Origin of the sequence: Vibrio sinaloensis DSM 21326, assembly GCF_000189275.1 — a bacterium.
GTDB lineage: Bacteria > Pseudomonadota > Gammaproteobacteria > Enterobacterales > Vibrionaceae > Vibrio > Vibrio sinaloensis.
The window spans coordinates 1-20,139 of the sequence record NZ_AEVT01000131.1 but is presented as its reverse complement, the minus strand read 5'-3'; the positions used below and the strand labels follow the sequence as shown (position 1 = coordinate 20,139).

Below are 20,139 nucleotides of genomic sequence, written 5' to 3'. Positions count from 1 at the left end.
TATCGCGGTTAAATCACACCCAGTCGATCTCTTCATCGCTGTGTTTTTCACACTCTTGCTTTACCATCGCGATGAGTTCTAGGCCTGTCTTAGAACAGATCCACTGTTGGTCTACCAAAGCAAAGTGAAAACCACCCGATTTCGATGCTAACCAGATTTCTTTCATTGGCTCTTGGCGGTTAATGATGATCTGACTGCGGTCTTCAAACTCAAGTGTCATTACGTTGCCAGACGTTTCATAGTCGATGTCCGCCCCTGAATCATCAATCATTTCTTCGATGATTTGCATTTTAACATCTACCAACTGATGAAATTCAGTATCGTTCATCTTATCTATCCTATTGCTTTTCCTGAGTGTGGTGCGATTATAGGGGGCATTGATGAAATAATCACGATAGAACCGATGAAAAAATCAATCTTAGCTCTGTTTATTGTCTCTGTACTTGGTTTGGCTGGTTGTGGTCAAACGGGGTCACTGTATATGCCAGATGAGGCACCACAAAACGAGCAATCTTCATAAAGAATTATTAAGTAATATCAGAATATAAGGGAAAGCACTTTGGATTACTTCAACTATCAGGATGATGGCCAACTCTGGGCCGAGAACGTCGCATTGTCTGATTTGGCTCAGCAGTACGGAACACCGTTATACGTTTACTCTCGAGCAACGCTGGAGCGCCATTGGAATGCTTTTGATAAATCGGTCGGCGAACATCCACATTTAGTGTGTTATGCCGTCAAGGCCAATTCAAACCTAGGTGTGTTGAATGCACTAGCACGACTAGGTTCGGGGTTCGATATTGTGTCTGGTGGTGAGCTTGAGCGGGTTATCGCTGCCGGTGGTGATGCTAAGAAAGTCGTTTTTTCCGGTGTTGGTAAAACAGAGCAAGAAATGCAGCGTGCCTTAGAGTTAGGTATCAAATGTTTTAACGTCGAATCTGAGCCTGAGTTAGAGCGTCTGAATAAAGTTGCTGGTCAACTTGGTGTTAAAGCGCCTATTTCCCTGCGCATTAACCCTGATGTTGATGCGAATACACACCCTTATATTTCAACCGGTCTACGCGACAACAAGTTTGGTATTGCCTTTGACCGAGCTCCAGCTGTATACCAGTTTGCCAGTAGCCTAGAAAACCTCGACATCAAAGGTATTGATTGTCACATCGGTTCTCAGTTGACGGATATCGAGCCATTTATCGATGCGACGGATCGCCTACTGGCGTTGATCGATGATCTAAAAGCGCAGGGTATTCAGATTGAGCACTTAGACGTTGGTGGTGGCTTGGGTGTTGTTTACCGAGATGAGCTGCCTCCTCAGCCCTCTGATTATGCGAAAGCGCTGCTAGGTCGACTTGCTAACCACCAAGATCTTGAGCTGATTTTTGAGCCAGGACGTGCAATTGCGGCGAATGCCGGTGTGCTGCTGACGAAAGTAGAGTTCCTCAAACATACCGAGCACAAAAACTTCGCGATTATTGATGCGGCGATGAATGATCTGATGCGACCTGCGCTGTATCAAGCTTGGCAAGACATCGTGCCTGTTTCTCCTCGCCAAGGTGATGCGAAAGTGTATGACTTGGTCGGCCCTATTTGCGAAACCGGTGATTTCTTGGGTAAAGATCGTGAACTGGTCATTGAAGAGAACGACTTGCTTGCTGTTCGCTCAGCTGGCGCATACGGCTTTGTGATGTCATCAAACTACAATACGCGTACACGAGTGGCGGAAGTCATGGTGGATGGCGAAAAAGCGCATTTAGTTCGTCAGCGTGAAGAGCTGTCGAGCCTGTGGGCACTAGAAAACATTCTTCCGGAGTAATTGGAGTCTTATGCATTTCCATTTTTCTAAAATGCATGGTTTGGGTAATGACTTCATGGTCGTTGATTGCATTACTCAAAACATTTTCTTTTCTCCTGATTTGATCCGCCGCTTGGCGGATCGTCACACAGGAGTTGGTTTTGACCAGCTATTAGTGGTTGAAGCCCCTTACGATCCAGAAACTGACTTTCATTACCGCATTTTCAACGCCGATGGCAGTGAAGTTGAACAATGTGGTAATGGGGCGCGTTGTTTTGCTCGCTTTGTACGCATGAAAGGGCTGACTAACAAATACAGCATCAGTGTGAGTACCAAAAAAGGCAAAATGGTTCTGAATATTGAGGAAGACGACCAAGTCACCGTCAATATGGGCGTACCTGAGTTTGAACCGAACAAAATCCCCTTCAAAGCTAAGCAAACTGAGAAAACCTACATCCTGCGCGCAGATGAAAAGACGCTATTTTGCGGCGCGGTAAGTATGGGGAACCCGCATGTTGTCACCGTAGTGGATGATGTGAATACGACCGATGTCGATACATTAGGGCCACTACTTGAATCTCATGAACGTTTCCCTGAAAGAGTGAACGCTGGGTTTATGCAGGTTCTGTCGCCAAAAGAAGTGAACCTTCGTGTTTATGAGCGTGGTGCGGGAGAAACTCAGGCTTGTGGCAGTGGTGCATGTGGAGCGGTTGCGGTTGGTGTTGTACAAGGCTTACTCGATGAAAATGTGGTTGTTCACCTGCCGGGTGGAGATCTTAAGATTCGTTGGCAAGGCCCAGGTAAGCCACTGTTTATGACTGGCCCTGCGACTCATGTTTTTGACGGTCAGCTTAGCTGCTAGCCCCTGATAACCAAGGAATTCAAGTGTCTCAATTTGAAGCGGATGCTTTAACGGAAGAAGTGATTGCTGAGTATCTGCGTGATAACCCAGACTTTTTTGTTCAGCGACGTGAGTTGGTTGATCGATTGGCATTGCCTCATCAAGAGCAAGGTGCTGTCTCGCTAGTCCATGTCCAACTTAATCGTCAGCGTCAACGTATTGAAGAGTTGGAAGAAGAGATCACGACTTTGATGTCGTTGGCGAAAAGTAATGATCAGACCTTTCACGAGTTTATGGCGCTACAAGAGCAAGTGCTTAAGTGCAACTCTCTTGCTTCGGTAGTGAAAGCGATTGAAGAGATGGCTAAGTCATTAGGCCTGATTGCGTATCTCCGTTTGCTCAACTCACCATCTAACTATTATTCGCTTAATCATGAGGATTATCAGCGTTTTGCTACCAATCATCTGAATGGTAAGGACGCGTACTTAGGGCGTATGCGTAAAGCGGATCGAGAACTCCTATTCGGTCAAGACCCTCGAGCTCCGGAGATGGGCTCGTATGTCGTGCTACCCTTAAGAAGAAAAGAGCTACAAGGTGTACTGGCATTTTCCAGTACCGATGGCGGGCATTTCCAGCCACATATGGATACGTTATTCCTGCGCCACTTAGCTCTTGTGCTTTCACATTTAGTGGATTCTCTACCATGGCAATGCGAACAAGATGAGCGAATCAGCAATACCTCTGCCTAATGGATTACAACAGCCTCTGGATCGCTTCTATGAATACTTGCGGAGTGAGAAGGGGCTGAGTCTACATACCCAACGTAACTACAAACAACAACTCGAGACCATGGCACAGCATTTGGTTCAGCTTGGACTTAAAGACTGGTCTCAGGTTGATTCTGCATGGGTTCGTCAATTAGCCAGTAAAGGCATGCGAGATGGCATGAAGGCCAGCAGTCTCGCGACCCGCCTCTCTTCGCTGCGTAGTTTTTTTGACTTCTTAATCCTGCGTGGTGAGATGAGTGCCAATCCTGCCAAAGGTGTGTCAGCACCACGTAAAAAGCGCCCATTACCTAAAAACCTTGATGTGGATGAAGTCGGTCAACTGCTCGAAGTCAATGAAGATGATCCGCTGTCGGTGCGTGACCGAGCCATGATGGAAATGATGTATGGTGCAGGGCTGCGTCTAGCTGAGCTCGTTAGTATCAATGTTAGAGACGTCAGTTTTACCTCAGGTGAGATACGCGTTGTGGGTAAGGGGGATAAAGAGCGCAAGGTGCCATTTTCAGGCATGGCTGCGGAATGGGTGAATAAGTGGCTGAAAGTTAGAGCCAGTCTAGCCAATAGTGATGAGCAGGCTCTGTTTGTCTCTAAGCTGGGTGTTCGAATTTCTCACCGGAATGTACAAAAGCGTATGGCTGAGTGGGGACAAAAGCAGGCCGTCGCCAGTCATATCAGCCCGCATAAACTGCGCCACTCTTTTGCAACTCACGTACTCGAGTCAAGTAATAATCTCCGTGCGGTTCAAGAGCTGTTAGGGCATGAGAACATTTCAACCACGCAGATCTACACCCACTTAGACTTTCAGCATTTAGCCGAGGTGTATGATCAGGCGCACCCAAGAGCAAGAAAGCGAGGCAATAAGGAATGATCTTCTACCGCCAGCTCTGTCCAGTTCGTGCGATGACGTTTGATTTAGATGATACCTTGTATGACAACAAGCCCGTCATACTAGAAACAGAAGCCAAAGCGATGGCTTGGATGCATCAGAATCACCCAGTATCAGCCTCTCGCTCCAATCGTTGGTGGCACGAAGTAAAGCGTCAAGTGCTTGCCGAGGATAGTTGGCTGAAAAATGATGTCACTGCGTGGCGCCATCGCCAAATTGTGACTGGACTTGGTCTGTTAGGCTACTCTCCATTGCAAGCCGAAAAGGCGGCTGGGGAGCTGATAGAGCAAGTGCTGTACTACCGGAGTGATTTTGTCGTGCCGCAGGCGGCGCATCAGGTACTTGAGACACTCAGCCAGGCCATGCCTTTAGTCGCCATTACCAATGGCAATGTTGATGTTGAGAGAATCGGTTTAGCGGACTATTTTGCTTTAGTGCTTAAAGCGGGGCCTGATGGTTATGCTAAACCACATCGAGCGCTGTTTGATAAAGCGACGACCTTTTTAGGTTTGCCACCCAGTCAGGTACTGCATGTAGGTGATCATTTGGTTTCTGATGTGCAAGGGGCAAAAAATAGTGGATTATCAGCCTGTTGGTTTAATGACCAGTCAAAAAATATCATTGAGCAATCACGCGCAACAATTTTACCCGATGTAGAAGTGCAAGACCTTCAGGAGTTGGTACTTTTGAGTGAGATGTAAGTGGGCTCTTAAGCACAAATTGCTTTTCATCTGTGCAGACATCGCTTAGCTTATAGCTCTAAGAGCTCATATAATATTCAACGTCTTAGGCTAACAAAATGCGCACTTATTCAGCGCTGGTTTTTGATAACCGGCAATTGATGACCTTCGTTAATCAGCTACCTTCAGCACGAAGTCATACTTATCTGGTTCAAATCTTATCGACCCAACCTGAACAAACTGCCCAGCAGTACGCACACAGCGTGCGGCACAGCTTGCCAGAATGTGAGGTTATCGGACACAGTACCCGCCATGTCATTTTTGATGGTCAGATTCATCACGGTGGTACTTTAGTTACTGTTTCTCTATTTGAGCATACCTACTTTTCTTCTGTTGCCGTTGAATTGAATGATGAGCCAGAGCAAGACGCGCAAAAGATCATTCAAGGCTTAGCCGTTGAAGATAATTCGAAGGTTATTTTGAGCTTTGCTCATTTGAGTAACAGCTGGGACTATAACTTGTACCAGGCGCTCGCTAAGTTGTCCGATATCCCGTTTGCTGGTGGTCTCGCTGCTATGGTCAATGGTGAAAAAGAGTGGTTACTCTTGGGGTGTGAGACTTATCATAAGGCGGCGGTGTCGATCGCTTTGCACAGTGAGCAGCTTCAAGTGTGGCGAAATGCCTTTTCTGAATGGACAACCATAGGCAGTCCGCTTCGAGTGACAGGAAGTGAAGGGACTATTCTGCACTCAATAAATCACCAGCCTGCACATTCCGTGTATCGCGACCGCTTAGCGGATGGACGTGATTTAAGCCTGGAGCAAATGCTGAGTTTCCCGTTGCAACTTAGCAATCATCAAATCTGTATTCCAACGGCGCTCTATCCTGATGGCAGTATTGAGTTTGATAAACCTCTGCAGTTGGGAGAAGAGCTGCAGATGTGTTACAACCATCCATCCCTAACGTTAGAGCAGGTGCGTCATGATGCGCGGCAATTAGCTCTCGCAAATCCAGAATCCTTATTCATCTATAATTGTGAATCACGGCTTGAATTCATCGAAGGGATGAGTGAAATCAAACCCTTTGATAAGTTTGAATCGTGTAATGGCTCCTATTGCATGGGTGAGTTATACCAAGATCATCAGCAGGATGTTTTGCATCACAGCATGACTTATCTTGCGTTGAGTGAAAGCTCCCATCGCCCCCCTTTAGCGATTCCAGAAGAAGCGGAAGAGTTTCCAATTTCTCCGTTGTTCCACTTGATCCGTTACTCTATCGATGAACTGGATAATACTCGGATTGATATGGAGAAGAAGTTGGCGAGGCAAACCGAGAAGCTGATTAAAAGCTATCGACTCGATAAGCATACCGGGCTACAAAATCGCGTCGCGTTGCAAGAAAGGCTAAAGCTCGTCGATCCGTGTGAACATGTGATTACGTTGAAATTATCCAACTTTCATCAGGTGAACGAGAAGTACGGTTATCAGGTAGCCGATGAGTTGATCCGTGATTTAAGTGATCACTTTGTTGAGCGCTTATCCAATTACCGCGGCTCCGACTTCATCCAAAACTTGTTTTACATTGGTACCGCTGAGTGGGCGATCGTTTTTCACTCTGACTTTTCAAGCGATTACATTAAACAAGAGTTTGCTCAGTTTGCGGATGAAATTGAGCACATTAATTTTGAACCGTATGGCTTGCCAGTGTGGCTGACTTCCCACAGGTTACCGGTGATGAGTTGTTACTTAAATCCATCGATGCAAGGCGCAAAGGGAAAGAGCGCAATACGCACTTCATCAATGCGCGCGACTGTGCCACGAGTCAGGAGGAGCAACAAGATCGGTTGGAACTGATGGGCAGCGTCAGTCGCGCTATCCTCAATCAGCGAATTATCACTTACAGCCAACCTATTTTTGCTGCTCATAGCCGAGAGCAAGTCTCGCAGGAATGTTTGGTACGAATAGAGGATGATGGTGCACTGATTTCGCCGGGGCGTTTCTTACCTATTATTGAAGGGACCCATCTCTACACACGCTTGAGTCGCTACATGATGGCCTCGACCCTAGATTATATGGCGAATAAGCAAGACTCGTTTTCGATCAACCTTTCACCGCAAGATATGTTGAGTGACAAGACTCTCGACCTGCTTGAGCAGTCAGTCCGCAACATGAATGACCCGAGCCGTCTCGGTATTGAGGTTTTAGAGTCTGAACAAATTAAAGACTTTGCCCGAATGACAGAGGTGTGTGGTCATTTTAAGAAAATGGGTGTGCGTATCTTAGTGGATGATTTTGGTTCTGGTTATTCCAACATAGATGAGATCATTCGCTTAGAGCCCGATGTCATTAAGCTGGATGGCAGTTTGATTAAGACCATAGACGTTGACCACAAGCAGCGCCAAATTACCAATCAGCTGGTGCAACTATGTCGGGCGCTGAACGCTCAAACGGTTGCGGAGTTTGTCCATAACCAGCAGGTCTGTCAGATAGCGGAAGACTTAGGTGTCGACTATTTGCAGGGCTTTTATCTTGCAGAGCCAAGTCGCTTGTTTTAACGATCAGGTTGGTAAGCGTGGCCACTTTTATCGGCTTTAAACACGGTCATGTAGTGGTTCAAAAAATCGTTCAATTGTTGTGCTGACTGGTTGTCCCCCAGTTCGCGAATGACTTCGGCGGCAACTTCCAGTGTGCACAGGTGGCCTTCATTTTGGTTGCGACGTAATTGATAGCGAGAGGCTTGACTGGGCGTTACGTGCACCGCTGGCAATTGCGCCAACCAAGGGCTCTTTCGCAGCATCTTTTTGGCCTCTTGCCAGGTCGCATCCAAAATAATAAACAAAGGTTTTCTGGCGTTCTGCTGACTTGATTGTTGAATGTTTGCAACCGATACACTCTCTTCACTAGGGAATAGCAGCACCGGCATCCATTTAGGGTCTTGCAGTAACGCGATGAGTTCAGGGCAAGCTTGTTTGCGTTGCCAAACATGTTGGCTGCTGGTGGTTAAAGACTTCGACACCCATTGGCCTGTGTTGGTATCGCGGTCTAGCTCATTTTCATGCATGAGCAGCGCAATGTGGGCATCAACCTGAAGCTGAGGAATGCGAGGGCATACGCAGTTATAGCGTAGCCCACAGTTTGGGCAAGAGGTGGACATCTACAAGGTTACTCCACCTTGATGGGGAGTTAAGCCATCGGAAAACAGCTGTACTTGGCTGATCTCATCGTAACCTGCGACAGCTTCGCTACTAGGATTCAACGGGTAACTCACGCCATCGTACTTGAGCAGATGTTGGTTAGGGACTGCGCCTCCACCACTGACAAACAACACCAAATCTTGCCAATCATTATTGTGTTTGCTGCCGAGGTTAATGGGCGTTTGAACTAGAGTAATGCGACTGTTAAAGCGCCAGCCTTGCTGGTGGTTCTCGAAAATTAACAGCGTACAGCCACCAGAGCCACACCAATCTAGCTGAGCGAGCAGTTCTTCATTCCCGTCGCCATTGAGATCGTAAGTCAGCCATCGATAGCGAGTTCCGCTCGGGTCGGTTTTATGCAGTTTAAAATACTGACGCAGAGCTTTGTCGACAGCGGGATTGTATTCATCGCTGGAAGGAACTTGGTTAGCGCTCAACTGACGATGGTTATTTGTCGGCTTATGGCTTTGGCTTGGTTTGGTTTTATACAGAGAGAGCCCGCCGTTGGCGATGTCATAGACCACGCTCCCAACTTTCTCTTGCTCAGCGGTGAGTTGGTAGCCCTCTCGACTGTATAAGCGTTCTGACAAGAGCGGCTGACCTTGTAAGTGGGTACTGATTACTTGAACTTGTTGCGGGTGTAATTGTTGCCAAACGCCCCGTTCAACTGTGTCGCCCTCACCACTGGTGTAGCGGTAGGTGGTGGAAGCGGTATGATCAGGATTGAGCTGTAAAGTGACACTAAAAGGTGTGCTTTGGTTTGCTTGGGCCTGATAGGTTGCCACCCAATCTTGCGTGGCATCTTGGTTAGCGAGTGTTGCACAGCCACGATAGGTTTTGTCGTTCAAGGTAAATACGGATGTCCAACCATACAAGCTGTCACTCATACCATCGACACAGCTTTGCTGTTTTAGCTCGAGATTGCCTTGTGGGAAAGCATAACGACGACGATCGAGCTCAATTTGGCTCGAATCAATGGCAAAACGTTGTGGCGGTTGCCCTATTTGGGTGAACTCAAGTTGACCATCGGCGAAACGTACAGACCAAGCGGGTTCCACACCAAACGCTCGAGTTGATTGTTCTGGTTGCTGACAGCGATTTGGATTTTCGGCGCTCAGCAGGTTGACCTGATCAACGACAAAACGTGCAGAGTAATCGGCAGCAAACCCATCATCGCCTGCTGGAGCAAGGCGACCAATGACTTCACCGTATAAGGGTTCATAAGGTGCTCTTACGAGAGAGAGGCCCTGTTGGAAACGATCCCTTGGTAAATCCAGCCAGTATTGCTGTTGACTGCCACAAGGTGTAATAGAGCTGACCTCATGTCCGAGTACGATTTGACCGCGCAGCATAAAAGTTTGAGGTTTGACAGAAGCAGGATTACTGAGCGTTGCTTGGGGGACAGGCACGTCTTCCTTGTTAACCGGGTTGATTGAACAGGCTTGGAGTGCGAATAAGGTCGCCAATGCGACTGGGTTTTGCCACGCCTTCATGCTATATCTTCCTCATACAGAATTACTCGGAAGTCATTATGGCATATTGGTTGTTTAAAACTGAACCTGACACTTTCTCTATTGACACACTTCGTACACAAAACCGTTCGTGTTGGGAAGGAGTCCGCAATTATCAAGCGCGTAATATGATGCGTGATCAAGTGAAACAGGGTGACTTGGTGCTGATTTATCACTCATCGTGTAAAAAAGTGGGTGTCGCAGGAATTGCTCAAGTGACCAAAGAAGCTTATCCAGATCATTTTGCGTTTGATCCAGAGAGTGAGTATTACGACCCGAAATCGAACCCTGAGAATCCTCGTTGGGTGATGGTGGATGTTGAGTTTGTGCGTAAAACAGAGCGATTGATTCCGCTCTCCGTAATGAAATCGATGCCGGAGCTGGAAAATATGCCTTTGGTTAAGCGAGGTAACCGACTGTCGATCATGCCTGTGAGTGAAGAGGAGTGGAGGGCTATTTTGGCGAAAGAAAAACGACCAAGTTAGCGAGAGTGATAAGCAAGGAGACAGTTCCTTGCTTATCGAATAGCGACTTAAATTAAGTGCTCTTTTAGATAGTGCGCGACCGCATCATCTGCATTGCTGCCAATGACTTGATTGTTTGGCAGTGCATCCATCACTTTGTGGTGTGAAGTACCCATCACCAACCCTTTTCCTGCCATTGAGAGCATCTCTACATCATTCATGCCATCGCCAAATGCGATGCAGTTATCCAAGCTAAGGTTCAGTGATTCGGCCACCGCTTTTAACGCTTCGCCTTTCGAGACGTTTGCAGCCATCACTTCTAAACACCAAGGTGTTGAGAAGGCAATGTTCAGCTGATCTCCGTATGCTTCACGTAGCTGGGTTTCGAACTTAACCAAATGGTCGTGGTCTTGCTCAGGGTGAGTGAAGAAGATCTTCGCAATGCCATCCGTTGGTGCATTTGCCGCTTCAAAGCGTTGATAAGCAAAGCCGGATTCGCTGTGGAACTTGGCCAACATCTCGTCTTCTCTATCGAGTAGCCAGCTATCGTTCTGGTACATATGGATAAAGATATCTGGATCTTTACGAATCATGTCGATCACAGGTTGAACCAGTTCTTGTGGAACATTCTGACTGTACATCAGTTGGTCTTGCTGATCGTGCACTCGAGCACCGTTTGAGGTGATCATATAGGCAGGAATTCCTGCAATTTCACGGATACCTGCCACATCAACATGGTGACGGCCAGTCGCAAAGATAAAGGTAAAACCCTGTTGGTGTAGTTCTTTCAGCGTTTGCTTAGAGAACGCACTTAGCTGGTGGTTGGGTGCCAGTAAAGTGCCATCTAAATCAGACGCTACAATGTGGAAAGGAGTCTCTTTGCGTGCTTCGGTCATATCACCCTCGTTGACAAGCGTTAGTCGACCCAGATTGGGCTAAGGCCATATTCTACTGGAACAGAAAGGGGAAAAAGAGGGTAAATATCTTGCTCTAGTTTTTCCTATTTTCAGTTGAATGTTGATCCAAGAACCACAACGTTGTGTCCAACGCTTCATTGCGGTACTCATCTTGCTCAAACAAGACTTCATGCTTGGCGCCATAAATGATTTTCATTGCGCAGTGGATGTTGGTACGCGCTAGCTTTTTCATAAAGCGAATCTGATCTTGGTTAGAGACGATCTGGTCTTCACTGGCCTGTAGCAGCAATAGTGGTATCTTGATTTGGCGCGTCATCTGATGGCACTGCTTTGATGCTATTAACCCTTGCCATACCCAGCGAGTACTGGCTCCACCGATTTTTATTTCTGGCTTTTGCTCGTACAGGTCGCGAAACCATTGATAACGAACCGTACTTTGGCTGAGTAAGTTACCTGCAAAAGGTTTTGGGAAATAGGCCTGCTGCCCTGGTGCAAAGGTTGGTTTGGGGTAGAGAGCAGTCAGGATCTGACCAAGTAGAGGAGCGATCGGTTTTAAGTGCCAAGGTAAGTTGACACCAAACATGGGGGCACTCAATGCCATAGCATGGAAGGGGTGATCTGGATAGGTCTGAACATAGCGGGTAGCAATGTTCCCCCCCATAGAATGACCCAACAGGTGGCAGGTTTGATAGTTACTTAGCTCAAAATGGTTAACCAAGCGATGCAGGTCATGCACGTAATCATCAAACTCTTCGACATAGCCCATTTGTTTATCTTCGATTAGCCGATCGGAGTAGCCTTGTCCACGATGGTCATACGAGTAGACATCATACCCCTGTTGATACAGGTCGTAGAATAGCTCTTGATACTTCCAAGTACATTCGATTCGTCCGTTAACGATCACAATCGCTTTGCGGTGCTTAGGGTTGGTTAGGCTAATCCAAAACAGTTGCGTTTTATCGAATGATTTTAATGTGCCTTCTTCACGCGAGTGCCATAGCTCTGCAATTCGACCATTGATTGCTTGCTCAAAATCCGACTCTTGAGTATAAGAAGCAGTAATGCTGGAGCTCGAAGTATTCATGGTACGTGTAGCCTGAACGGGTATCTGTCATTACAAAGCTAGATTATGTGTGGCTAATGAGTATTAGTCGAGAGGAAAAGTCTATGGATATGCATGTTTGGTTGGCTTATGTGGTCACCGCAATTGTTTTTAGTTTGGCGCCGGGCTCAGGTACAGTGAACTCAATCAGCAATGGCTTGAGTTATGGCACGCGTAAATCTGTGGCGGCTATTGCTGGTCTTCAAGTGGGTCTTACTATCCATATCATATTGGTTGGGGCTGGAATTGGTGCTCTTGTCGCGCAATCGGCCACTGCCTTTACGGTGATCAAATGGGTGGGGGTGGTTTACCTAGTTTGGTTAGGTATTCAAAAGTGGCGTGATAGCAATGGCTTAAGTGCATCTGCAGAGAGTCAACAATTATCAGCATTTACCTTGATGAAGAAAGCGGTATTCATTAACCTTACCAATCCAAAATCTATTGTATTTTTAGTGGCTTTATTTCCCCAGTTTATCGATCCAGCGCAAGACCAAGTGATTCAGCTTGTCATCCTTGGAGTAACGACGGTATTTATCGATTCTGTCGTGATGTTAGGCTACACCTCTCTGGCGTCTCAGATGGGGCGTTTTATTCGTTCTGATCGAATGATGGGAAGAATTAATAAATTGTTTGGCTCAATGTTTGTCGGCTGTGGAGCATTGCTTGCTACCGCGAAAGCTTAGATAACCACAAGGACACGAATGCAGCATTTGACGCGCGACACGTATGTAGCTCGCCAACCTATACTCAACGCTAAGCGACATACTCTCGGGTATGAGTTGCTGTTTCGTGACGGCGAGAAAAATGCCTACCCAAGCCACATCGACTCCAATCGAGCCACTTATCGGTTGATCGTCGAAAATTTTCTATCGCTGGGTACCAACCCAGCAATAGAGACCTCACGCTGTTTTATTAACTTTCCGCAAGAGAGCTTGTTGCGCGAGTTGCCCATGGTGCTACCTAAAGACAAGGTCGTGATCGAGGTACTCGAAACATGCACTCCCAATGATGAGCTTTATCTTGCCATTCGTAAACTGAGTCGAGCAGGCTACCTTATTGCCTTAGATGATTTTGTTTACAGTCCAGAATGGGAACGTTTCCTTCCATTTGTTCAGATTGTAAAGCTCGATATTATGGCGATGGGCCTTGATGCCGCATGTGATTTTGTTCGTCAGCGTCTGGCAAAAGGCGTCAAGCGTAAGTTTTTAGCGGAGAGGGTAGAGACAGAAGAAGAGTTTATTGCGGCGCGTTCGGCGGGTTTCAGCTTTTTCCAAGGGTACTTTTTTGGCAAGCCTGAAATGAGCCGCCAAGGTTACCTCAGTCCTGAGCAGCTTATCGCTATGGAGCTGTTTAAAGAGGTCTGCCAGCCGGAAGTCGATTTCATTAAAGTCGAGCGAATTGTCGCGAAAGATGTCTCTTTGTCTTACCAACTGCTGCGTTTCGTCAATACCATGTCTGATCGCTTAGAGGTAACCATCTCCTCATTTCGTCAGGCATTGATTTACCTTGGCCAAGATAAGCTTAAGATTTTTGTGTCTCTGGCCGTAGCCTCGTTTATTTCGACTAAAAAGCCAAAAGAGCTGTACAACTTATCGCTGCAACGCGCGCAATTTTGTCTATTGATGGCGAAGGACAACCCATTCAACCAATATCGTGATCAAGCTTTTCTCATTGGGCTGTTTTCCATGCTCGATGCCTTAATTGACGTCTCGTTACCGGAGTTAGTTAGTCAACTGCCTTTGTGTGCATCAATTAAACGTGCGCTGTTAGAGCGACAAGGGCCCTACGGACAACTGTTACAGCTTGAGGAATGCTATGAGCGTGCCGACTGGTATGGTCTTCAAAATGCTTGCCAACAGCTCAATATCTCTCTGGATGAAGTGATGCCAAGAATCTCTGAGGCTCAGCGTTGGAGCCAGGATATCAACCGTCTCGTGTAGCTCGTCTTCGTTGCTAGCGCATTCCATGACTCTTTCAATTGTGAATCTTTTATGACAATCGTCGATTGACGATTGATCTCTACGGATAAATAAATAAACATATACGCATATCCATATATGAGTATGTTTTAAATGTTACCGCATCAGTTTTTCAAATTATTGTCCGACGAGACCCGCGTGCGCAGCTTGATGCTGATTGTTCGAGAAGAGTGTCTATGTGTCGGTGAGTTGACGGAAGCCCTTCAAGAAAGTCAGCCGAAGATTTCTCGCCACCTTGCTCAGCTGCGCTCCAATGGCATTTTAGTGGATGTGAGACAAGGACAATGGGTGTTTTACCGCTTGGCGTCGGACTTGCCTGGGTGGATGAAAAAGCTGATTGATGACCTTGTTGCGTCTAACTGTTTAAAAACAGAGTACCAGCAAGACTTAGTAAGACTTCATGCAATTCAGGCTCGACCTGTTTGCTGCCAATAAATTGAGATAAAAGAGATTAAGTTATGACAATTAAAGTAGGTATCAACGGTTTCGGTCGTATTGGTCGTTTGGCGCTACGTGCTTCTTTTGACTGGCCTGAACTGGAGTTTGTGCAAATAAACGACGTCGCGGGTGATACCGCAACACTGGCGCACCTATTGGAGTTCGACTCTGTTCAAGGCCGCTGGCACCATGAAGTAAAAGCGCAAGGTGACCAAATCCTAGTGAACGGTCAAGCCATCAAAACCACTCAAGAGAAAGAGATTGATGCAATCGATTGGTCTGGTTGCGATATCGTGATTGAAGCGACTGGGGTTCATCGTAAAACTTCGTTCCTCAACAAGTATCTTGAGCAAGGTGTAAAACGAGTGGTGGTTTCTGCACCAGTGAAAGAAGACGGTATTGCGAACATTGTGGTTGGCGTTAATGACCACATTTTTGATCCAGCAGTGCACAAGATTGTTACTGCTGCTTCTTGTACCACTAACTGTATTGCACCGGTAGTTAAAGTGATTCACGAGAAGTTGGGTATTGAGAACGCATCGTTTACAACCATTCATGATCTGACTAATACGCAAACGATCCTTGATGCACCGCATAAAGATTTGCGCCGTGCACGCGCTTGCGGCATGAGCTTAATTCCAACCACAACAGGCAGTGCTAAAGCGATTGTCGAAATCTTCCCCGAGCTTGAAAACCGCATCAACGGCCACGCAGTACGAGTTCCGCTGGCGAATGCGTCTCTTACTGACATCATCTTTGAAGTGAAGCAAGACACGACCGCTGAAGAAGTTAACGCACTGCTGAAAGAAGCTGCACAAGGCGAACTCAAAGGCATTCTTGGCTTTGAAGAACGTCCATTGGTGTCTATCGACTACAAAGGTGACCAGCGCTCTACTATCGTCGATGCACTGTCTACTATGCTGGTTGGTAAGCGTATGGTGAAGATTTACGCTTGGTATGACAACGAGATGGGTTACGCGACACGTACCGCGGAACTGGTTCGCAATGTTGGTTTGGTATAAGGAAAAGCACTCATGACACATCCAACTTGGCAATTAGACGTTGATAATGGTGCGTTAGTACTTACTCCGTGCCCAGGTACCAAAGGGGTTGATCTAGAGACCTCATTGGTTCAGTTAAAAGAGCAAGGTGTCGAAGCCATAGTCACAGCTCTCGATAGTGATGAACTGGCAAGCAAAGATGTTGCTCAACTGGGGAGTATAGCCCAGCAGCTTGGTATGCAGTGGTTCCAAATAGAAATTGAAGATGATTGTGCGCCTAATGCTGCCTTTGCTGATAAGTGGCAGGCGGCGAGTCCTACACTGCATAGCATCCTTGATAACGGTGGCAAAGTGGCGATGCACTGTATGGGTGGCTCGGGCCGCACAGGGTTGTTCGCAGCACATCTATTGTTAGAAAAACAGTGGCAATTGGATGACATCATCGCACAAGTACAGGCGCTTCGACCGGGGGCATTCACTAAGCCTGTCCAGCTAGAATACATCCGTGCGGTAGCCGCAAAGTGAGGGGATACAGAGCTTTTGGACCATCGTAGGCCTAAAGCTCTGTTTGCTGTACATTCATGAGGATCTGACTCTATGTTCTCCCATCTCAGTAAAAGTGTTCGCCAATATATGTTGGTGACGTTCAACTACTGGAACTTCACCATTACTGATGGCGCATTGCGTATGCTGGTGGTGCTCTACTTCTATGATCTCGGCTACAGCTCACTTGAGATAGCGTCATTGTTTCTCTTTTATGAGTTCTTCGGTGTAGTGACGAACTTGATTGGAGGTTGGTTAGGTGCACGGCTTGGCTTAAATAAGACGATGAACCTTGGACTAGGACTGCAAATTGTTGCCTTGGCGATGTTAGCGGTTCCTGGATCTTGGTTGACGATTCCATGGGTGATGGCTGCTCAGGCCATGTCGGGTATTGCGAAAGACCTAAACAAGATGAGTGCCAAAAGCTCAATCAAAACCTTGGTTCCGGATGAGCAACAGGGAGCGCTATACAAATGGATAGCGATCCTCACGGGCTCTAAGAATGCACTGAAAGGGGCAGGCTTTTTTGTCGGTGGTTTCTTGCTCTCGACGATCGGTTTTAAATACGCGGTACTGGCAATGGCTGGAGGGTTAACCCTGGTCTTTATTGGCAGTGTGTTAAGCCTAGAAGCGGACATGGGTAAAGCGAAAACTAAGCCTAAGTTCAAGCAAATCTTTTCTAAGTCTGAGTCAATCAATATTCTGTCGGCGGCACGTATGTTTTTATTCGGTGCGCGAGATGTTTGGTTCGTGATTGCGTTGCCTATTTATCTGGGAAGTGTCTTCGGATGGGACCATTCGTGGGTTGGAGGCTTTCTGGCTGCTTGGACCATTGCTTATGGTTTTGTTCAGGGCATAGCCCCAAAGATAACGGGTAAAGCGCAAGGGAAAGTGCCTGATGGTCACGCTGCAATGCTGTGGGCTGCGGCACTGGCCATTGTTACGGCATTCATTGCCTATGCGGTACAAATTGGCTGGCAACCAGAGTTGGTTATTGTTGGTGGCTTGATGCTTTTTGGTGCCATATTTGCCGTTAACTCTTCATTGCATTCTTATTTAATCGTTAGCTATGCCAAAGGTGATGGTGTTTCACTCGATGTTGGCTTTTACTACATGGCCAATGCGATGGGACGTTTGATCGGCACTATTTTGTCTGGGTGGGTGTTCCAAATGGCTGGACTCTCCGCGTGTCTGTGGGTGTCATTTGGGTTCTTAGCGCTAACGACGTTGATTTCTATTAAGTTACCGAAAGTGAAACAGGCCGCTATTGCTTAAAGTTTCAACATTCTCATGACTAAAAGCTGACCAAGATTGCATCGAGGTCAGCTTTTTTATTGCTATATTCAGTAAGTTAATAATCAGAGGTTAGCCGATGAGAGAACGAGTCCTATTTTTTGACTTACTACGTTGCGTCGCCGCGGTGGCAGTGATCGCTATCCACGTACTTGCACCGTACAGGAATGAATTAGGGGTGATCCCCTTCAATGAGTGGTTTACTGCAGTCGCAACCAACGGAGTAACTCGCTGGGCCGTCCCTGTATTTATCCTGATTTCTGGCGCTTTGATGTTGAGTGATCGGCGACCGTTTGATGCCCGTTATTATGTTCAGCGCCGTTTGGGTAAAGTACTGGTTCCTTTTCTTATTTGGTCCCTGTTCTACGCGTTCTTGTCAGGTTGGAGCGCAAAAGGCTTTGACGGGTCATTAGCCAAAGAAGTGCTCGTAAACAGCCCGCAGCACGCCACCTATTATCACCTCGGTTTCTTCTACTACTTTATACCTTTGTATTTTGTCATGCCCATTTTCCGGTGGTTAGTGAAGCGAGATGATGACGCCGCGATCTACGCGTTTACCGCTATTTGGTTAGTGACAACGAGCTTTTTTCTGGCAGGTATCGACGGTTTTTGGAGTCACGAGTTGTGGCTTTACAGTGGCTATTTGCCTTTGGGCTACCTGCTGTGGAAAAAAGTCCCGCTCAATCGCGCCACCATTGCAACCTTTGTGGCTCTCGGGATCGCTGCGTTGTTCACGACGGTTTACATGGTTGTGGCAAGCAGCTTAGATGCAGACAAATACACGGTAGGGCGTTGGCTATCCTACAAAACGATTAATGTGGTGCTGGCGGCGAGCATGGTATTTATGCTTTGTCGTTATTTCGGCGAAGGCTTGTCGGATAACACCAATAAAGTTGTCGGCTTTATTAGCCAACACAGTCTAGGGATTTATCTTTTGCATCCGATTTTTCTCTGGCCGATGAAAGAGTTTGCTTGGTATGAGGGGCACCCTGGTTGGGTAATCCCCGTATGGATTGTCATAAGCGGTGCGGGTGCGCTTTTCGTCAGTTGGATGTTGTCCCGTTCCGCTCGTACCCGCTGGCTATTGCCTTAACGCTTCAATGCAAAATGAAGGAACTTGTCGCCTTGGTAGGTAAGGGTTCCTTTATCACCAGGGTTTAAAGCGTGATAATAGTGGACTCCGACTTGAAATTCGCGCTTTGGACCTAAACGTCCTTTCTGAACATAAATCCAAAACTCCTGATCTTCTTGCCCTGGTTGAGCGTCAGGAACATCAATCGTCTGCTTATCTAACACTGTAATCTCTACGGTTTGCTCTTGGGCGCCTTGGCCCTGAATATGCCTTGTGTAAAAGCTATAGAATGCCCAAGCACTAAAGATGATGAACACTATAATCGCAACAATCAACGTGATTGGCATGATGAGATCCCCCTTCTAATCTTGGCTATTTTAGCGGTTATTTGCTTGCTAAATGGGAGCTTGAGTCAGTGACTGATAACTTGGTGCGAACCTTGAATGAATTATTCGAGGCATATCACACGGGTTGAGTAAAAATGTCAGTATGCTGATAAAGCTAGTCTTTGATTCCTTTACATTAATTTACTGGGAATCGATTTCCGTTGTGGTTGATATGGAAGATAATAGCCACAACGAGTGATAGTGGTCGTAAGTTGGAAGCGGCACTATTTTACCCCTAAACTTTAACTAGCGGATGGAGGGAAGCCATGTCTGATATCGAAAAAGTAGTCGTTCGAACGCGTAAGCTAGAAAAACTACTGCGCACCCAGTATCACGCTGAGGGGAAAGGATTACATCAGTTGATCACCAGCTGTGAAGAGCGTTTACCTCATGATGTGATCGGTAAGCTGCGTTATATCGCGACCATAAGAAACAAAGTGGTACATGAAGAAGATTACAAGCTAGACAATCAAAATGATTTTTTAACGGCTTGTGATGAATGTGAGAAAGAGCTGACTCCGCGCAGTAGTCGCTTTGTATGGCGAGCGGCGATCACTCTAATGACCTTGATTACACTGGCAGCACTATTTTTCTATTATGCTCATTGGGATATTTTATCTAAGCATATTCAATAAAGCTGTTGAAAGTAGAGGTTTTTGTCTTTGTTCAAGAATTAGAAATACGTCTACAAATACAGCGTGTTTTGTCGAAAAAATCTGCGGAAAAACAAAAAGGGACGCCTAAGCGTCCCTTTTTGTTTTCTTGAATTTGACTAGTACATCATCGGCAGTGTCATTAGGCCAACAACAACTGCGATCATTACAAGTCCTTGTTTTTGTGAAGAAGTAATCATACCACTGCTCCTTAAAAGTGATGTTTAACTCTATATCTTTTAGAATAGCAGTATTTTTAGGTGTTGATCAAGTTTTAATTTATCTAAAGCTTAAAATGATAACTTTACTTTGACTTTTAACGGCATAATTTGCCGTTTTATGATTTTAATACTGTCGGTTTTGAGGTGGTCGTTATTTGTTCTTGTCTGTTTTTTTGGTTTAAGTTGTTGTTTTGTATCGGTTTTGTTGGGCTTTTTGGTTTGTTAAATAATTGATTTTGCTGATTTTGAGCTTTAGCTTAGGTCTGGGTTGTCCAGATTTTAAATTATACCTATTGTGACTTCATTTATTGAGTTATTGAGAATAGATGTCATTAGTGGTTCTTTCATGCTTTATGACAACAGGGAAAAATCAAATCTCATA

General features: G+C 46.3%; 21 protein-coding genes and 1 pseudogene. 16 read left to right on the top strand and 6 right to left on the bottom strand.

What is annotated here, in order from left to right:
- Nucleotides 1–13: 13 nt before the first annotated feature.
- Nucleotides 14–328, bottom strand: coding sequence for an iron donor protein CyaY (cyaY, locus tag RH45_RS22490; RefSeq protein ID WP_008081817.1), 315 nt, complete (start codon nucleotides 326–328; stop codon nucleotides 14–16).
- A 75-nt stretch (nucleotides 329–403) separates the two neighbouring features.
- On the opposite strand from cyaY, the gene lptM reads away from it, so the two are divergent.
- The 7 genes and pseudogenes from lptM to RH45_RS22455 all read left to right on the top strand — a co-directional run bounded on the left by lptM (nucleotide 404) and on the right by RH45_RS22455 (nucleotide 7,538).
- A complete protein-coding gene (lptM, locus tag RH45_RS23910) occupies nucleotides 404–520 on the top strand; it encodes an LPS translocon maturation chaperone LptM (protein ID WP_409350866.1) in 117 nt (38 codons plus the stop codon).
- Nucleotides 521–559: 39 nt separating this feature from the next.
- Entirely contained in the window at nucleotides 560–1,813 is a 1,254-nt protein-coding gene (gene lysA, locus RH45_RS22480; protein WP_008081814.1) for a diaminopimelate decarboxylase, read from the top strand.
- A gap of 10 nt (nucleotides 1,814–1,823) precedes the next feature.
- Complete coding sequence (gene dapF, locus RH45_RS22475) at nucleotides 1,824–2,654, top strand: diaminopimelate epimerase (protein WP_008081813.1); 831 nt, start codon at nucleotides 1,824–1,826, stop codon at nucleotides 2,652–2,654.
- Between the two features lie 23 nt (nucleotides 2,655–2,677).
- Complete coding sequence (locus RH45_RS22470) at nucleotides 2,678–3,382, top strand: DUF484 family protein (RefSeq protein WP_008081812.1); 705 nt, start codon at nucleotides 2,678–2,680, stop codon at nucleotides 3,380–3,382.
- Nucleotides 3,354–4,286 carry a tyrosine recombinase XerC gene (xerC, locus tag RH45_RS22465; protein ID WP_008081811.1) on the top strand — a complete coding sequence of 311 codons (933 nt, stop codon included), beginning with the start codon at nucleotides 3,354–3,356 and terminating at the stop codon, nucleotides 4,284–4,286. Before RH45_RS22470 ends, xerC begins: the two co-directional genes overlap by 29 nt.
- Nucleotides 4,283–5,005, top strand: coding sequence for a 5-amino-6-(5-phospho-D-ribitylamino)uracil phosphatase YigB (gene yigB / locus RH45_RS22460; protein WP_008081810.1), 723 nt, complete (start codon nucleotides 4,283–4,285; stop codon nucleotides 5,003–5,005). Before xerC ends, yigB begins: the two co-directional genes overlap by 4 nt.
- Before the next feature lie 98 nt (nucleotides 5,006–5,103).
- Nucleotides 5,104–7,538 (top strand): annotated as a pseudogene (locus tag RH45_RS22455) (EAL domain-containing protein).
- On the opposite strand, the gene RH45_RS22450 reads toward RH45_RS22455, so the two are convergent.
- Together RH45_RS22450 and RH45_RS22445 are read right to left on the bottom strand one after the other, a co-directional pair.
- Nucleotides 7,535–8,137 carry a tRNA-uridine aminocarboxypropyltransferase gene (locus tag RH45_RS22450; protein WP_008081809.1) on the bottom strand — a complete coding sequence of 201 codons (603 nt, stop codon included), beginning with the start codon at nucleotides 8,135–8,137 and terminating at the stop codon, nucleotides 7,535–7,537. The pseudogene RH45_RS22455 and the gene RH45_RS22450 overlap by 4 nt on opposite strands.
- On the bottom strand, nucleotides 8,138–9,670 hold the full coding sequence (locus RH45_RS22445) for a COG3650 family protein (protein ID WP_008081808.1): 1,533 nt from the start codon (nucleotides 9,668–9,670) through the stop codon (nucleotides 8,138–8,140).
- A gap of 38 nt (nucleotides 9,671–9,708) precedes the next feature.
- Between RH45_RS22445 and RH45_RS22440 the strand changes: the two genes are divergently transcribed.
- Nucleotides 9,709–10,173: an EVE domain-containing protein gene (locus RH45_RS22440; protein ID WP_008081807.1), complete on the top strand. Its 465-nt coding sequence runs from the start codon at nucleotides 9,709–9,711 to the stop codon at nucleotides 10,171–10,173.
- Between the two features lie 47 nt (nucleotides 10,174–10,220).
- Here RH45_RS22440 and RH45_RS22435 read toward each other — a convergent pair whose 3' ends face one another.
- Entirely contained in the window at nucleotides 10,221–11,048 is an 828-nt protein-coding gene (locus RH45_RS22435) for a Cof-type HAD-IIB family hydrolase (protein WP_008081805.1), read from the bottom strand.
- 94 nt (nucleotides 11,049–11,142) lie between these two features.
- Nucleotides 11,143–12,153 (bottom strand): alpha/beta fold hydrolase, encoded by a 1,011-nt coding sequence (locus tag RH45_RS22430; protein ID WP_008081803.1) that lies wholly within the window; start codon nucleotides 12,151–12,153, stop codon nucleotides 11,143–11,145.
- An 83-nt stretch (nucleotides 12,154–12,236) separates the two neighbouring features.
- On the opposite strand from RH45_RS22430, the gene rhtB reads away from it, so the two are divergent.
- The 7 genes from rhtB to RH45_RS22395 all read left to right on the top strand — a co-directional run bounded on the left by rhtB (nucleotide 12,237) and on the right by RH45_RS22395 (nucleotide 18,518).
- Entirely contained in the window at nucleotides 12,237–12,854 is a 618-nt protein-coding gene (rhtB, locus tag RH45_RS22425) for a homoserine/homoserine lactone efflux protein (protein WP_008081801.1), read from the top strand.
- Between the two features lie 18 nt (nucleotides 12,855–12,872).
- Nucleotides 12,873–14,111 carry an EAL and HDOD domain-containing protein gene (locus RH45_RS22420; protein ID WP_008081799.1) on the top strand — a complete coding sequence of 413 codons (1,239 nt, stop codon included), beginning with the start codon at nucleotides 12,873–12,875 and terminating at the stop codon, nucleotides 14,109–14,111.
- Between the two features lie 132 nt (nucleotides 14,112–14,243).
- Entirely contained in the window at nucleotides 14,244–14,585 is a 342-nt protein-coding gene (locus tag RH45_RS22415) for a metalloregulator ArsR/SmtB family transcription factor (RefSeq protein ID WP_008081797.1), read from the top strand.
- A gap of 23 nt (nucleotides 14,586–14,608) precedes the next feature.
- On the top strand, nucleotides 14,609–15,610 hold the full coding sequence (locus tag RH45_RS22410; RefSeq protein ID WP_008081796.1) for an ArsJ-associated glyceraldehyde-3-phosphate dehydrogenase: 1,002 nt from the start codon (nucleotides 14,609–14,611) through the stop codon (nucleotides 15,608–15,610).
- Nucleotides 15,611–15,622: 12 nt separating this feature from the next.
- Nucleotides 15,623–16,114 carry a cyclin-dependent kinase inhibitor 3 family protein gene (locus tag RH45_RS22405; RefSeq protein WP_008081795.1) on the top strand — a complete coding sequence of 164 codons (492 nt, stop codon included), beginning with the start codon at nucleotides 15,623–15,625 and terminating at the stop codon, nucleotides 16,112–16,114.
- Between the two features lie 72 nt (nucleotides 16,115–16,186).
- Complete coding sequence (gene arsJ, locus RH45_RS22400; protein ID WP_008081793.1) at nucleotides 16,187–17,407, top strand: organoarsenical effux MFS transporter ArsJ; 1,221 nt, start codon at nucleotides 16,187–16,189, stop codon at nucleotides 17,405–17,407.
- A 97-nt stretch (nucleotides 17,408–17,504) separates the two neighbouring features.
- Complete coding sequence (locus tag RH45_RS22395) at nucleotides 17,505–18,518, top strand: acyltransferase (protein WP_008081791.1); 1,014 nt, start codon at nucleotides 17,505–17,507, stop codon at nucleotides 18,516–18,518.
- Here RH45_RS22395 and RH45_RS22390 read toward each other — a convergent pair.
- Entirely contained in the window at nucleotides 18,515–18,844 is a 330-nt protein-coding gene (locus RH45_RS22390; protein ID WP_008081790.1) for a DUF2500 domain-containing protein, read from the bottom strand. The two genes, RH45_RS22395 and RH45_RS22390, sit on opposite strands and share 4 nt — an antisense overlap.
- A 305-nt stretch (nucleotides 18,845–19,149) precedes the next feature.
- Here RH45_RS22390 and RH45_RS22385 point away from each other — a divergent pair, with 305 nt between their 5' ends.
- Nucleotides 19,150–19,518, top strand: coding sequence for a hypothetical protein (locus tag RH45_RS22385; RefSeq protein WP_008081789.1), 369 nt, complete (start codon nucleotides 19,150–19,152; stop codon nucleotides 19,516–19,518).
- Nucleotides 19,519–20,139 lie beyond the last annotated feature (621 nt).

What these genes read in the sequence shown, in the direction of transcription:
- cyaY (WP_008081817.1), bottom strand. Translation starts at nt 328, where the DNA reads ATGAACGATACTGAATTTCATCAGTTGGTAGATGTTAAAATGCAAATC.
- lptM (WP_409350866.1), top strand. Translation starts at nt 404, where the DNA reads ATGAAAAAATCAATCTTAGCTCTGTTTATTGTCTCTGTACTTGGTTTG.
- dapF (WP_008081813.1), top strand. Translation starts at nt 1,824, where the DNA reads ATGCATTTCCATTTTTCTAAAATGCATGGTTTGGGTAATGACTTCATG.
- xerC (WP_008081811.1), top strand. Translation starts at nt 3,354, where the DNA reads ATGAGCGAATCAGCAATACCTCTGCCTAATGGATTACAACAGCCTCTG.
- yigB (WP_008081810.1), top strand. Translation starts at nt 4,283, where the DNA reads ATGATCTTCTACCGCCAGCTCTGTCCAGTTCGTGCGATGACGTTTGAT.
- RH45_RS22450 (WP_008081809.1), bottom strand. Translation starts at nt 8,137, where the DNA reads ATGTCCACCTCTTGCCCAAACTGTGGGCTACGCTATAACTGCGTATGC.
- RH45_RS22445 (WP_008081808.1), bottom strand. Translation starts at nt 9,670, where the DNA reads ATGAAGGCGTGGCAAAACCCAGTCGCATTGGCGACCTTATTCGCACTC.
- RH45_RS22440 (WP_008081807.1), top strand. Translation starts at nt 9,709, where the DNA reads ATGGCATATTGGTTGTTTAAAACTGAACCTGACACTTTCTCTATTGAC.
- RH45_RS22435 (WP_008081805.1), bottom strand. Translation starts at nt 11,048, where the DNA reads ATGACCGAAGCACGCAAAGAGACTCCTTTCCACATTGTAGCGTCTGAT.
- RH45_RS22430 (WP_008081803.1), bottom strand. Translation starts at nt 12,153, where the DNA reads ATGAATACTTCGAGCTCCAGCATTACTGCTTCTTATACTCAAGAGTCG.
- rhtB (WP_008081801.1), top strand. Translation starts at nt 12,237, where the DNA reads ATGGATATGCATGTTTGGTTGGCTTATGTGGTCACCGCAATTGTTTTT.
- RH45_RS22420 (WP_008081799.1), top strand. Translation starts at nt 12,873, where the DNA reads ATGCAGCATTTGACGCGCGACACGTATGTAGCTCGCCAACCTATACTC.
- RH45_RS22415 (WP_008081797.1), top strand. Translation starts at nt 14,244, where the DNA reads ATGTTACCGCATCAGTTTTTCAAATTATTGTCCGACGAGACCCGCGTG.
- RH45_RS22410 (WP_008081796.1), top strand. Translation starts at nt 14,609, where the DNA reads ATGACAATTAAAGTAGGTATCAACGGTTTCGGTCGTATTGGTCGTTTG.
- RH45_RS22405 (WP_008081795.1), top strand. Translation starts at nt 15,623, where the DNA reads ATGACACATCCAACTTGGCAATTAGACGTTGATAATGGTGCGTTAGTA.
- arsJ (WP_008081793.1), top strand. Translation starts at nt 16,187, where the DNA reads ATGTTCTCCCATCTCAGTAAAAGTGTTCGCCAATATATGTTGGTGACG.
- RH45_RS22395 (WP_008081791.1), top strand. Translation starts at nt 17,505, where the DNA reads ATGAGAGAACGAGTCCTATTTTTTGACTTACTACGTTGCGTCGCCGCG.
- RH45_RS22390 (WP_008081790.1), bottom strand. Translation starts at nt 18,844, where the DNA reads ATGCCAATCACGTTGATTGTTGCGATTATAGTGTTCATCATCTTTAGT.
- RH45_RS22385 (WP_008081789.1), top strand. Translation starts at nt 19,150, where the DNA reads ATGTCTGATATCGAAAAAGTAGTCGTTCGAACGCGTAAGCTAGAAAAA.